This is a genomic window from Streptomyces sp. NPDC043952 (assembly GCF_056435325.1).
In genome coordinates this window covers 252,999-266,674 of record NZ_JBWKES010000004.1, presented here as the reverse complement: position 1 = coordinate 266,674, position 13,676 = coordinate 252,999, and the positions used below count along the sequence as shown (strand labels likewise).

Sequence of the window (13,676 nt, the reverse complement as noted above, 5' to 3'; positions counted from 1 at the left end):
CATCACCCGAATGGGGGTGCACCTAACCCCACCCGGAGAGGGGGGCCCGGACCAGTGACCCGTGCCCCGCGGTTCGGCCAGACTCGCCGTATGAACAGCGACACCATGCGTGACCGGGCCCGGCAGTCTCTGCTCGCCGCCGTGCGGGGACTGGTGCTGGCCCTCATCACGCTGCCCTTCGCCATAGCGTTCCTGGTGCTGACCCTGCTCTCCCTCGTCTTCATCCCGCTCGGCATCGGACTGCTCACGACTCCCCTCGTGCTGACGGGAGTCAGGGCGCTGGCGGACGTGCGCCGCAGGCTGGCGGCCGAGTGGTGCGGGGTGCCGATCCGCGCCGTGTACCGGCCGATACCGCGCGGCACCAACCCGTGGACCCGCGCCTTCACGATGCTGGGCGACCCCCAGACCTGGCGGGACGTGCGCTGGCTGCCGGTGGACATGACGGCGGGCTTCTTCACCGCGCTGCTCCCGGCCGTGCTGCTGTTCTACCCCGTCGAGGGGCTGATGCTGCCCTTCGGGCTGTGGCGGGCGTATGCCCAGGGGGGCACCTACTGGTACGCGTTCGTCCCGGTCAGCGGGGAGGGCGGGGCCATCGTCGCGGCCCTGCTGGCCCTCGTGATCCTGCGGGTCGCCCTGCGGTTCACGCCGAGCCTGCTGACCGCGCACTTCCGGCTCGTCCGGGCGGTGCTGGGCAACGGAGAGGGCGAACTCGTCGAGCGGGTCCGGGTGCTGACCGAGACACGGCGGGACGCGGTGGACACCTCCGCCGCCGAACTGCGCCGCATCGAGCGGGACCTGCACGACGGCGCCCAGGCCCGCCTCGTCGCCATGGGCATGGACCTCGGCACCATCGAGATGCTGCTCGACAAGGACCCGGCGCAGGCCCGGCAACTGCTCGCGCAGGCCCGCCGCAACTCCGCGGACGCCCTGGAGGAGCTGCGCGACCTGGTCCGCGGCATCCATCCGCCGGTCCTCGCCGAGCGCGGACTGGGCGACGCGGTGCGGGCGTTGGCGCTGCGGCTGCCGCTGCCCGCCGAGGTCACGGTGGAGCTGCCGGGCCGCGCCGACCCGCCGGTGGAGTCGGCCGCCTACTTCGCGGTCAGCGAGCTGCTCACCAACGCGGCCAAGCACGCGGGCGCCGACCGGATATGGGTGGATCTGCACCACACCGACGGCCGGCTGCGGGTCACGGTCACCGACAACGGCAGGGGCGGCGCCGCGGTGGGCGCCGGCTCCGGGCTCGCCGGGGTCGAGAAGCGGCTCGGTACATTCGACGGCGTCCTGGCCGTCAGCTCCCCCGCGGGCGGCCCCACCATGGTGACCATGGAGATTCCGTGCGTGTTGTCCTAGCCGAGGACCTATTCCTGCTGCGCGACGGACTGGTCCGGCTGCTTCAGGCGTACGACTTCGAGATCGCGGCGGCCGTCGAGTCGGGCCCCGAACTGACGCGGGCGCTGGCCGAGTCGCGGCCGGACGTGGCGGTGGTCGACGTACGGCTGCCGCCCACGCACACCGACGAGGGCCTCCAGTGCGCCCTGGCCGCCCGGCGCGCCCGGCCGGGGCTGCCGGTACTGGTCCTGTCCCAGCACGTGGAGCAGCTGTACGCGCGCGAACTGCTCGCGGACGGCGAGGGCGGGATCGGGTACCTGCTCAAGGACCGGGTGTTCGACGCGGAGCAGTTCGTGGACGCCGTACGGCGGGTCGCGGCGGGTGGTACGGCGATGGACCCGCAGGTCATCCAGCAGTTGCTGGCCCGCGGCGGCCCGGCCGGCGACCGGCCGCTGGACCGGCTCACCCCGCGCGAGCGGGAGGTGCTGGAGCTGATGGCCCAGGGCCGGTCGAACGCGGGCATCGCCGCCCAACTGGTCGTCACCGAGCGGGCGGTGGCCAAGCACACCTCCAACATCTTCGGCAAGCTCGGTCTGGAGGTGTCCGACGACGACAACCGGCGTGTGCTCGCGGTGCTGGCGTATCTCGACGGAGGGGCCCGCTGAGGACCGGCCGCCGGCTCGATTCCGGGTGACCTCGGGGGTACATGTGTGCGAGGCTGACGCGGTGAACCAGGACTGGGAAGACCGGGTGGACGCCGCCTGGGCCGCCTTCGCGCGCGGCGAGTACCCCGAGGAGCGGGCGGCGGAGTTCCGCGCCCTGATCGACGGCCTCGTCGCCGGACTGCCCGAGGACAGCGCGCGGGGCCCCTTCGAGCGGGCCTGCGCCTTCGACTCGACCGGGCACTCGGACCGTGCCGTGCCGCTGTACCGGGAGGCGCTGGCGCGCGGTCTCGACGGCTACCGGGGGCGGCGGGCGCGGATCCAGCTGGCGAGTTCGCTGCGCAACATCGGGCAACCGGAGGAGGGCGTCAAGCTCCTCACCCCCGAACTGGACGGCCCGAGCGACGAGTTGGACGACGCGGTGCGCGCCTGTCTCGCGCTGTGCCTGTCCAGCCTCGGCCGCGACCGCGAGGGCCTGTCCCTGGTGCTGGAGGCGCTGGCCGCCCATCTGCCGCGCTACCAGCGGTCGATGACCAACTACGCGCGCGCGTTGGTCGCTCCGGAGACCTGAAAGGGCCGGCTCCGGGGCCGCGCGCACGCCGATGTCCGGCCGCGTCGGCATGTCGTGCCGGCGCGGAGCCGCGCACGCACCGGCTCCGGCGGCAGACGCCAGGCGACGGACGGCAAACCGCAGACAGCAGACGGCAGACGGCAGACGGCAGTCGGCAGTCGGCAGTCGGCAGTCGGCGGCAACGCGTCGCGTACCCAAGCCGTGCCCGCGCCGTGCCCGTCCCCCTGAACTCACCGAAGCGCAGGGCCTGAACGCGCTGAACCGGAGAGCCCGGACGCACCGTTTCCGGCAGCCCGGACGCGTCGGCCCCGCGTCCCGAACCGGCCCGGAAACCGGCCTGAAACCGGCCCGAACCCGCCGCCCCGGACGCATCGGCGGGGCGCTTGACGGTGACCAACCAAGGACTCGCTCGTTTTCCCGGACGTGCAGTCACAGGATGTAGCCCAGCGTCACGCACCCGCCTCCGGACCGGCCGACGTCGAGCAGGCCGAAGCCACGCTCGTCGAGCACTACCCACGGCTGGTCCGGCTCGCCTATCTGGTCTTGCCGCCGGGCCTCGGCCGCGGGCGCCGGGTGCTGACCGCACACGCCCTCACCCAGCGCGCCCTGCCACGGGGCAAGCAGGCCGACCGGATCCCGGCGCAGTCCTCGGGCCGTACCCCCGCCCGCCGGGGCCCCGCCGAGCCGGCGGCCCGCCCGGACGACCCCGGCTACGCCTATCTGCGCGAGCGCGTCCTGCGCGCCGCCCTCGCCGCCGCCCGCCCCCGCCGGGCCCTGCCCCAGCCACTCCCCCGCGTCTGGGGCCTGCGGCTGCTCCCGCGCTCGGGCGGCGCCGACGAACTCGCCCTGGACCAGCGGCTGTCCAAGCTGTCCGCACCGGCCCGCGCCGCCTACGTCCTGCGCGGCCTGGACCGGCTGTCCGACGACGACATCCGCGAGATCCTGGACGCCGCCGGGGTGGACGATCCGGGCGGCGCGCTCGCCATGGCGAACAGCGTGCCCGCCCAGCCGGGCCTGCTGTCCTCGCCCGAGTTCGACCCCTGCACCCTCCAGGCCCGGCCCACCGATCTGCTCCGCCGCCGCCAGCACACCAAGGCCGCCCTCGGCGCCGCCGCCGCCCTCGCGGTGTGCGGGGCGCTGCTCGCGCTGCCGCACTCCGGCTGGGGCCCGGACGGCGCCGCCGCCCCCGCCTACGCCGAGAACCCGGCCGCCCAGGCCGCCCTCGACCCGGCGAAGCTGACCCGCGTCTCCCCCACCGCCTGGCACACCGCGGCCCGTACCGACTTCTCGGCCTGGCCCGCGCGCGGTCCGCTCACCGGCGACAAGGACCTGCTGCGCCGCGCCCTCGCGGTCTGGGCCCGGCCGGGTGAGAACGTCCGGGTCTCGGCCACCCCCGGCACCCAGACCGGCGGCCCGGCGGGCCCGCCCCAACTGCTGTACGCGGGCCAGGTCGACGCCGCCCGTGTGGTGATCCTCTACGACGGCCTGCGCATCGCCCGCTACGCCGAACCGGCCGACGGCACCCAGGGCGCCGCCCTGGACTTCGCGCGAGTGGACGGCGCGACCGGCGCCGAGGCGAGCGCCCTGGTCCTCGGCCGCGCCGACGGCAATGTGCAGTACCTGCTGGCCCCCTGGGTGAAGAAGGCGGCCACCCGCGACCTGATGAAGCCGGCCGCCGCGCCCACCCCGCTCGCGGTCCACGGCGGCGTCACCGCCCCGCTGACCAGCCCCGCCCTGGCCACCGGCAACTGCACCTCCTGGACCGTGCTCCAGGTGACCGGCGGGTCCGGCACCCAGCTCGCCACCGACCTCGGCGAGCTGGTCCCGGCCCGCCTCACCGCGGGCCGCCCCGGCGCCACCGGCGAGGCCGCGACCACCGGAGGGCTCCAGGCGTGGGCGCCGTTCGCCTGTTCCCTGGCCACCGAGCGCTCCTCCGGTGTGCGCAGCGTCAACGCCTGGGACTTCGCGGAGCAGCCGCTGCCCGACGGCAGCGGGGCCGGTCAGTGGGCCTGCACCCGCGCCGAGACCTGGCGCGGGGACGGCGCCGCCGCGCTGGCCCAGTTCCGCGTCCCCGGCTCCCGCTACGGCGCGGTCACCGCGAAGGGCACCGGCACCGCGGCGTGCGGCCCGCGCGATCCGCATGTGCTGGCCGGGGTGCTGTGGAAGTCCCGCGGCGGGCACTGGTATCTGCTGGCCGCGGGCTCCCCGGACACGGTGGCGATCCACGCGAGCGGCGGGATCACCGCGTCCGCGCCGGGCTCGCTGCTGGTCGCCAAGGCCGCCCAGGGGGCGCAGGCCCAGCTGAAGGGCACGCTGGCGGGCGGCCGGGCGATCCAGGGGCTGCATTAGGAGGCGCGGAGCGGGGCGCTGCTGACACCGCCGTAAACAACCGGTGCCGTAACCCTTCTCAGGACGTCTACCCGTCAGTACATTGACGCTATGTCTGATAAGCAGGCCCGGCCGGTGGAGTCCGAGCGCATCGCGCTCAAGGCCCGCAACGTGTCCTTCTCGTGGGAGGACACGCCGCTGCACTGGGTGCCCGGCGATCCGTTCACCACGCACACCATCAACGTGCTGCACCTGCTGCTGCCCGCCGGTGAGCGCTGGTTCGTGCACGTGTACAAGCAGGCGCTGCCGCTGATCACGGACGAGCGGCTGCGCGAGGACGTCATCGGGTTCATCGGGCAGGAGGCGATGCACTCCCAGTCCCATGACGAGGTGCTGCCGCACCTGCGCGAGCAGGGCCTGGACCCGACGCCGTACACCGCGCAGGTCGACTGGTTCTTCGAGAAGCTGCTCGGCGACCGCACCCTGCCGCCGGGCCGGGCGCGCCGCTGGTGGCTGCTGGAACGGGTGGCGCTGATCGCGGCCATCGAGCACTACACCGCGTTCCTCGGCGACTGGGTGCTCGGCGCGGCCGAACTGGACCGGCGGGGCGCCGACCCCACCATGCTGGACCTGCTGCGCTGGCACGGCGCGGAGGAGGTCGAGCACCGCTCGGTCGCCTTCGACCTGTTCACGCATCTGGACGGCAGCTACCGGCGGCGGGCCCGCACCTGGGCGAGCGCGTTCTCCGCCCTGCTGTTCCTGTGGCAGCGCGGGGTGCGCTTCTTCCTGGCCAACGACCCGACGCTGACCGACCCCAGGGCGTCCTTCAAGGACTTCTACGACCGCGGTCGCGCGGGCCTGCTGCCCAGCACCGGCGCCATGCTGCGGTCCATCCCGCGCTATCTCGGCCGGGACTACCACCCCTCCCACGAGTTCTCCACCGCCCAGGCCGTCGCCTATCTGGCCGCCTCCCCCGCCGCGCTCGCCGCCGAGCGGGCGGAGCACTCCGCGAAGGGTGCCGCCTGATGCCCAAGCTGCGTACGGTCGCCCTGGTCGCGGGCGCCGCCCTGTTCACCCGGAGCGCGCTGCGCCGCCGCGTGCAGGTCTCGCCGCTGTGGCCGATGCCCGCGCTGGAGACACCGATCTCCGGCCGGCCGCGCTCGCGGGCCCTCAGGCTGCTGCTCACCGCGCACGAGACGATCGCCGACGGTGTCGTACGACTGCGTCTGGAGGGCACGGGGTTGCCGCGCTGGACGCCGGGGGCGCATCTGGACCTGGTGCTGCCCTCGGGGCTGGTGCGGCAGTACTCGCTGTGCGGGGACCCGGAGGACACCTCCTCGTACACGGTCGCCACCCGGCTGGTGGCGGACGGGCGGGGCGGTTCGCGGGAGGTGCACGAGCAGCTGGCCGAGGGGATGGAGCTGGAGGTGCGCGGGCCGCGCAACCGGTTCCCGCTGGTCGGGGCCGAGTCGTACGTCTTCGTCGCCGGCGGGATCGGCATCACCCCGGTGCTGCCGATGCTGCGGGCGCTGCCGGAGGGCGCCGCGTGGCGGCTGCTGTACTGCGGGCGGACGCGCGCCTCGATGCCCTTCCTTGCGGAGGTGCGCGAGCTGGCCGGGGACCGGCTCACGCTCGTCGCGCGGGACGAGGACGGGCGACCTGACCTGGATGCGCTGTTCGCGCGGGTGGCGCCGGGCACGGCGGTGTACTGCTGCGGTCCCGAGGGGTTGATGGAGGCGGTGGCGGAGCGGGTACCGGAGGGGGCCGCGCTGCATCTGGAGCGGTTCGCGCCGCGCGCCGCGGCGGACGGGGACACCGCGTTCGAGGTGGAACTGCGGCGCAGCGGGCGCACGGTGCGCGTGCCGGCCGGCTCCACGGTGCTGGCCGCCGTGCGCCGGGAGCTGCCGGGCACCGTCTACTCCTGTGAACAGGGGTTCTGCGGGACCTGCCAGCAGCGGGTGCTGGAGGGCGAGGTGGAGCACCGGGACGAACTGCTCACGGACGCGGAGCGTGCCGACTCGATGCTGATCTGTGTGTCGCGGGCCCGCGGCGAACGCCTCGTGCTCGATCTGTGACGCGCTGATGCCCTGACCCATCGATGTGAACACCGGTTCGGGTCCGGACCGTTGGCGGCCGGATCCGCTCGGTAAGGTGTTCGTATGAGTACCGGGGTGCGCCGCAGGATGGGTGTCGAGGAGCGACGGCAGCAGCTGATCGGTGTCGCTCTCGACCTGTTCAGCCGCCGCTCGCCCGACGAGGTGTCCATCGACGACATAGCGGCGGCCGCGGGCATCTCGCGGCCGCTGGTGTACCACTACTTTCCGGGCAAACTCAGCCTGTACGAGGCCGCGTTGCGGCGCGCCTCCGAGGAGCTGAAGGCCCGCTTCACCGAGCCGCACGAGGGGCCGCTGGGCGAGCGGCTGCTGCATGTGATGCACCGCTTCTTCGCCCATGTGGAGGAGTACGGCCCCGGTTTCTCGGCCCTGATGCGCGGCGGCCCGGCCGTGTCCGCGACCGGCTCCCGCGAGAAGGAGCACGTCTCGGCCACCAACGCGCTGATCGAGGACGTGCGGCAGGCCGCGTACGACCAGATGCTCGCCCATCTGGGGATCGCCGAGGCGCCCCCGCGGCTGGAGCTGGTCATCCGCTCCTGGATCTCGCTCGCCGAGTCCACGGCGCTGATCTGGCTGGACGGCCGCCGCATCCCGCGCGAGGAGCTGGAGCTCCAGCTGGTGCACGACTTCGCGGCCCTGGTCGCGGTGAGCGCGGCACGGGACGAGGGCATGGCGGACGTGCTGCGCACCATGCTGGAGAACGAACCGGCCGACGGCCCCTTCGCGGAGCTCGTCGGCCGGCTGGTCTCGCTCGGTTCCTAGCGGCCGGTCACCGGTCGGACTTCCGGTACGACGGGTCGAGGTCGCGGACCTCGGCCGAGGCGTGCAGGGTGACCCCGTCCTCGGGGCGCACATGCCGCTCCAGCAGCTCGAGGACGGTCTCCGTGAGCCTCGCCTTCGCCTCCTCGGTGCGGCCGGCGAGGAGACCGATGGTCACGTGCACGATGGCGTGCCGCCGCTCCCCGGTCCCCTCGTACCCGTACACCGCGAACCCGTCGCGGAGCACCGTCTTGCAGGCCTCGGGCTTCGCCGCCGCGATCCGGACGACCGCCTCGTGCAGTTCCCGGACGAAGTCGCCGGCCTGCGCGGGCTCCTTCCAGACGTGGGTGTGGTCGACGGTGATCTGCGGCATGAGCACTCCTGTTCCGGGGGACGGCCCGACCCTACTGCGCCGCCCGGCTGAAGACCGCCACGGTCCGCGCCGGGACGGTGAAGGTGCCCGAGCCGGCCGCGTAGGAGGAGGTCTTCACCACCGGGTCCGCGCCGGACGCCTGCACCGGGTGCAGCCGGTAGGCGGTCCCGGCCAGCGCGGAGACCGTCTGCTTCTGGGCCCGCGGGGTGGCGTTGAAGACGACGACCAGGTCGCCGAGCTTCATCGTGATCACGCCCGGTGTCTCGTCCGTGCCGGACAGCGGGAAGGACAGCTCGCTCTGCACCTGGCCCGCCGTGGCGAGCGAGAACGCCTTCTCGGTCGTACGGATCCTCAGCAGGTCCTGGTAGGCGGCCGAACTGCCCTCGATCTGCGGGCAGCCGACCTTGACGGAGGTCAGCAGCGGCTTGGCGTACGGCCATTTGTCCTGGTTGCCGGAGGCCATGGGCAGGCCCCGGCCGAAGCCGTTGCCGTCGGCGCAGTTCCAGTGGATGGCGTTGAACCAGTCGCCGCTGTCGAAGGAGTTGCGGTCCAGCGACTTCGAGCGCAGCAGATCGGTGCCCGCCTGCGACAGGGACGGGCCCTGGGAGAGGGTGGCGGTGGCCATCGCGAGGACCTGCATCCGGGCCCGGTCCGCCGCGGACGTGTCCTTGGGCAGCTTGTAGGCGAGCGCGTCGAACAGGGTCTCGTTGTCGTGGGCGTCGACGTAGGCGAGGGCGTCGCCGGGCGCGTCGGCGTATCCGGCGGGCGAGCCGTTGTAGTCGATCCCGGCGCCGGTGACCTCCTTGCCGTCGGTGTCGGTGAAGCGGTACTTGGCGAGGTTGCCGGTCAGCCCGACCTTGATCAGGTCCTGGTAGTGCAGCAGCCGGGCCTTCTGCTCGGCCGGAGTGCCGTTCGCGGCCGATCCGTTGGGGTCGGTGTAGAGGCCGGAGGCGAAGCCCTGGACGCCGGGGTCGGCGTCGAAGGGGCTTCCGCCGCGCACCGCGTCGCGGGCCCGGTCGGAGAAGGTGGCGATGCCGGTGCCGGCCATGTTCGCCTGGGTGGCCTGCACGAAGCGGGCGTCGTCGGCGACCTCGCCGAAGTTCCAGCCCTCGCCGTACAGGATGATCTTCTTGCCGTCGACGCCGTCCTTCTCCGGGGTGAGCGCGTCGAGGGCCTTGCGGACGGCGAGGATGTTGGCCTTCGGGTGGTGGCCCATGAGGTCGAAGCGGAACCCGTCGACCTTGTACTCCTTGGCCCAGGTGACGATCGAGTCCACGACCAGCTTGCCCATCATCGCGTTCTCGGGCGCGGTGTTGGAGCAGCAGGTGGAGTTCGCCACCGAGCCGTCGGCGAGCAGCCGCTGGTAGTAGCCGGGCACGATCTTGTCCAGGACGGAGGTGTCCGCCTGGCCGCTGGCCGAGGTGTGGTTGTAGACGACGTCCATCACGACCCGCAGGCCGTCCTGGTTGAGCCCCTGCACCATCTGCCGGAACTGCCGGGTGCGCGCGGTGCCGTCCGGGTCGGTGGCGTAGGAGCCCTCGGGGACGGTGAAGTGGTACGGGTCGTAGCCCCAGTTGTAGGCGTCCTTCGCGGCGCTCGCGGCCACGCACGCCTGCTGCTGGTCGGAGTCGGCCGGGTAGGCGGCGAGGTCGCAGCCGGGGCTCTGCTGGTCGGCCTTCTTCTCGGGCACGGTGGCGAAGTCGAAGGCGGGCAGCAGGTGCACGTACGACGTCCCGGACTTCGCCAGTTCCCTGAGGTGCCGGGAGCCGTCGCTGTTCTTGTCCGTGAAGGCGAGGTAGGTGCCCCGGTCCTCCGCCGGGACGGTCTTGTCCGCGACCGAGAAGTCCCGCACGTGCAGTTCCTGGATCTGCGCGTCCTTCAGCGGTACGGCCTTGGGCTTGCGCAGGGTGGACCAGCCGCTCGGGGCGAGGGACTTGTCGTCCAGATCGGCGACGACGCTGCGCCCGGAGTTCGCGGTGAGGGCGACCGAGTAGGGGTCGGTGACCTTGTTGGTGACCATCCGGCGGACGCTGGGCGCCCACACCCGGACCACGTACCGGTAGGTCTTGCCCTTCCAGGAGGCGGGTCCGGTGAGCGACCAGACGCCGGTGGTGTCGTCGCGGTGCATGGGCCTGACCTGGCCGTCGATCTCCAGACCGACGCTCTGGGCGGTCGGCGCCCACACGGACAGGGTCGGCTTGCCGCCGTGGAAGACCGGGCCGAGCCGGGCCTTGGTGGCGGCCGGGTACAGGTCGTCCAGGACGCCGGCGATCTGCACGCCGGTCGCGGCGAGCACGGCGCCGTCGGCGGCGCGCTGGGAGGCGACGAGCTGACCGGTGAGCGCCTCGCGTACCCGGCCGCGGTCCCGCGGGTCCACGGACCAGGCCGTGTAGTCCTTCAGGTAGGGGAACTTGGCCTTCTGGGCGTCTGTGAGGGTGGTCTTCTCCAGCCGCAGCCAGCGCTCGTCGTCGCTGGTGAGGGCCCCGTCCTTGGCGGTGATGGAGCCGTCGTGGGAGTAGACGAGCTGGGTGGAGGCGGCACCGTCGGCGCCGTCCCAGGCGACGGTGTACGCATCGACCCAGACCGCCTTGGAGGTGGTCAGGTCGAGGGCGGCGGCGCTGCCCGCGGGCTGCGGCAGCAGGTGCTTGTCCTGGCCGTTCAACAGCCACACCTCGTAGCCGTCGGCCTTGAGGTCCAGGGACTGGTCGGCGGCGAGGTCCTTCTCGTCGCCCTTGTGGATGATGTAGCTGAGGCTGGTGGCACCCGCGGCGAGCGGGACCTCGAAGACGGCGCCATAGGCATCAGTCTTCACCGGTTTCAGCGGGGCCGACCAGTCGGTGGGGTTCGCGGCACCCGTCCAGACGTGCAGGCCCCAGCCGTCGTAGTCGCCGTCGGCGCGGTGGTAGTGGATGACCGCCTTGGTGGTGTCCGGCGCGGGGTACGACGACGGCCGCTGGGTCTGGACGCCGTCCTTGCCCTGCTGGACCCAGACCTCACCCGTCTTGGTGACGTCGATGCTCCGGTCGGCGTCGCCGTCCTTGTTCCCGTTCTTGTCGACGACCAGGAAGCCCACGTTCGAGGCGCCCGGCTTGACCTTGACGTAGGCGAAGGCGCCCCAGGCGTCCCGGCCGGCGAAGGGGTGCCCGGCCGGCCAGGTGGTGGCCTCGCCGTCGGCGATGTCGCCCCAGGCGTACAGGTTCCAGTCGGCGTAGTCGCCGTCGGTGCGCTGGTAGTGGACGATCACGTAGTCGCGTGCGGAGGCGGTGGGCGGGGCGGGCGGGGGTACGGCGCCGGTGGTGCCCTGTGCCGTGGCGCTCGCGGTGTGTCCGGCGCTGTCGATCACGACGGCCTTGTAGCGCAGCGCGGTGCCGGCCGGGACCTTGCCGCTCAAGGTCTGGGTGACCTGGTAGGGCGCGTGGTCGGCGGAGCCGAGGACCTGCCACGGGGCGTCGCCGACCTGGGCGGCGAAGACCACCCGGTTCAGCTGGCCACCATCGACATCGGCGCCGACGGTCACCGTGCCGGTGGCGCCCGCGGCCGGGGCGTGCAGGGTGAGCGTCGGCCTGGTGGCCGGCTTGTCGAGCGGGCCGGACGCCTTGTAGACGACGGCGGACTCGGCCGGGACGGTCACGGTGACCTGGCGGTCGCCGTCGGAGCTGACGCTGCCGGTCGCGCCGTAGACGCCCCGGTACGGCATCCCGGCCGAACCGGTGGCGAAGGTGGCCGACTTGGCCTCGCCCGCGTTGTTGAACGCGACGATGTACTCCTGGCCGCTGCCGGCGTCGGTGCGGGTGAAGGCGTAGATCCCGGCGCCGTCGGCCGCGTACCGCTCGCTCTGGACGCCGTCGGTCAGGGCCGGGTTGGCCTTGCGCAGCGCGGAGAGGCCGGCGATCTGCCGGTACAGCGGCGCCTTCGTGTCGTAGGAGTCGCTGGCGTGGGTGCGGTCGGTGCCGATCTCGTCGTCGGCGAGGTAGGCGGGCACCTTGGAGGCGAACATGGTCTGGCGGGCTTCCTTGTCGCCGCCGCTGCCGGTGAAGCCCTGTTCGTCGCCGTAGTAGACGACCGGGTTGCCGCGGCTGAGGAACATCACCTCGTTGGCCAGCTCGTCCTTCTTCAGCAGTTCGGCGTCCGTGGCGTCCGGGTTGTCCTGCTTGAGGAAGTATCCGATGCGGCCCATGTCGTGGTTGCCGAGGAAGGTGACCTGCTCGTAGGCGTTGGCCCGGTCGGTCGTGTACTTGTAGTCATCGCCGAGGACGCCCGCCAGCTTCCGCGCGCTCGCGCCCTGGGAGGCGTAGCCGCGGGCGGCTTGCTGGAAGGGGAAGTCGAGGGTGGCGTCGAGGCGGCCCTGGGTGACGTACGGGGCGGTGACCGAGGTGTCGGTGTCGTAGGTCTCGCCGAACAGGAAGAAGTTCTTCCGGCCGTGCGCCGCCGCGTAGCGGTCGAGTGCGGTGGCCCACTGGGTCCAGAAGGGCAGGTCGACGTTCTTGGCGGTGTCGATGCGGAACCCGTCGACGGCGAAGTCCTTCACCCACCGCTCGTAGATCCGCTCCATGCCGTGCACGACCTCGGGGCGCTCGGTCCACAGGTCGTCCAGGCCGTCGAAGTCGCCGTAGGTGCCGGACTCGCCGGCGAAGGTGGAGTCGCCCCGGTTGTGGTACATCGTCGGGTCGTTGAGCCAGGCCGGCACCTTGGACTCGCTGGTGACCTGCGGGGTGTACGGGAAGGAGGCGGCGGAGACGGCCGGGAACTTCTTGGTGCCGTCCGCGTAGTCGGCGTCGTCGAAGGGCCTGCCGTCCTTGGTGAGGTACGGGTAGGCGCCCTTGGTGCGGTAGTCGGAGGAGTTCTCCTTGTCGGTCACCACGTCGGCGGTGTGGTTGGTGATGACGTCGAAGAAGACCTTCATGCCCTTGGCGTGGGCCTTGGAGATGAGGTCCTTCAGGTCCTGGTTGGTGCCGAAGTGCGGATCGACCTGGGTGAAGTCGGTGATCCAGTAACCGTGGTAGCCCGCCGAGGCGTTGGCTCCGGCCCCCTGCACCGGGATGTTCTTGAAAATGGGTGCCAGCCACAGGGCGGTGGTGCCGAGCCCCTTGATGTAGTCCAGCTTCCGCGTGACGCCCTTGAGGTCGCCGCCCTGGAAGAAGCCCTCGTCGGTGGGGTCGTACCCGGTCGTCATGCGTGAACCGGTGAGGCCGCCTTGGTCGTTGGCCTTGTCGCCGTTGGCGAACCGGTCCGGCATGAGGAAGTAGAACTGTTCACGGGTGTCGCCGTGCCGGGCCGGCTGGGCCGCGAGGGCCGCGTCCGACGGGGGCGGGGGCGGGGCGGCGGCCTGCGCGGCGGGCGCGGCCAGTGGCTGCACGAGTGCGGCCGTGAGCGCGGCGACGGCGAGGGCCGCGGCTCTCCTGCGGTGGGTGGTGCGACGCCGTAGGGGCGTCGGCCATCTCGGTATCACAGGCAAGAACTCCTTGCGATGGCGGCTCGATCGGGTTCGACCCCACGCCGCGGCTCGGCCTCGATGCCGGGCGCCCGCGCGACCGTACCCC

General features: G+C 72.6%; 9 protein-coding genes. 7 read left to right on the top strand and 2 right to left on the bottom strand.

The features are described from left to right. Positions 1-90 precede the first annotated feature (90 nt). The 7 genes from AC069R_RS06770 to AC069R_RS06740 all read left to right on the top strand — a co-directional run bounded on the left by AC069R_RS06770 (position 91) and on the right by AC069R_RS06740 (position 7,766). Positions 91-1,350, top strand: coding sequence for a sensor histidine kinase (locus AC069R_RS06770; RefSeq protein WP_478765152.1), 1,260 nt, complete (start codon positions 91-93; stop codon positions 1,348-1,350). Then, complete coding sequence (locus AC069R_RS06765) at positions 1,335-1,994, top strand: LuxR C-terminal-related transcriptional regulator (protein WP_478765150.1); 660 nt, start codon at positions 1,335-1,337, stop codon at positions 1,992-1,994. The genes AC069R_RS06770 and AC069R_RS06765 overlap by 16 nt, the downstream gene beginning before the upstream one ends. Positions 1,995-2,055: 61 nt before the next feature. Next, positions 2,056-2,562, top strand: coding sequence for a tetratricopeptide repeat protein (locus AC069R_RS06760; protein ID WP_478765148.1), 507 nt, complete (start codon positions 2,056-2,058; stop codon positions 2,560-2,562). 423 nt (positions 2,563-2,985) lie between these two features. Then, positions 2,986-4,911, top strand: a complete 1,926-nt coding sequence (locus AC069R_RS06755; RefSeq protein WP_478765146.1) for a hypothetical protein — start codon at positions 2,986-2,988, stop codon at positions 4,909-4,911. 90 nt (positions 4,912-5,001) lie between these two features. Further along, positions 5,002-5,916, top strand: coding sequence for a metal-dependent hydrolase (locus AC069R_RS06750; RefSeq protein WP_478765144.1), 915 nt, complete (start codon positions 5,002-5,004; stop codon positions 5,914-5,916). Beyond that, positions 5,916-6,965 (top strand): PDR/VanB family oxidoreductase, encoded by a 1,050-nt coding sequence (locus AC069R_RS06745; protein WP_478765142.1) that lies wholly within the window; start codon positions 5,916-5,918, stop codon positions 6,963-6,965. Before AC069R_RS06750 ends, AC069R_RS06745 begins: the two co-directional genes overlap by 1 nt. Positions 6,966-7,049: 84 nt before the next feature. Further along, entirely contained in the window at positions 7,050-7,766 is a 717-nt protein-coding gene (locus AC069R_RS06740; RefSeq protein ID WP_478765140.1) for a TetR/AcrR family transcriptional regulator, read from the top strand. A gap of 7 nt (positions 7,767-7,773) precedes the next feature. Here AC069R_RS06740 and AC069R_RS06735 read toward each other — a convergent pair whose 3' ends face one another. Together AC069R_RS06735 and pulA are read right to left on the bottom strand one after the other, a co-directional pair. Then, positions 7,774-8,136, bottom strand: a complete 363-nt coding sequence (locus AC069R_RS06735; RefSeq protein ID WP_478765139.1) for a 5-carboxymethyl-2-hydroxymuconate Delta-isomerase — start codon at positions 8,134-8,136, stop codon at positions 7,774-7,776. Between the two features lie 31 nt (positions 8,137-8,167). Then, entirely contained in the window at positions 8,168-13,585 is a 5,418-nt protein-coding gene (gene pulA / locus AC069R_RS06730) for a pullulanase-type alpha-1,6-glucosidase (RefSeq protein WP_478765137.1), read from the bottom strand. Positions 13,586-13,676 lie beyond the last annotated feature (91 nt).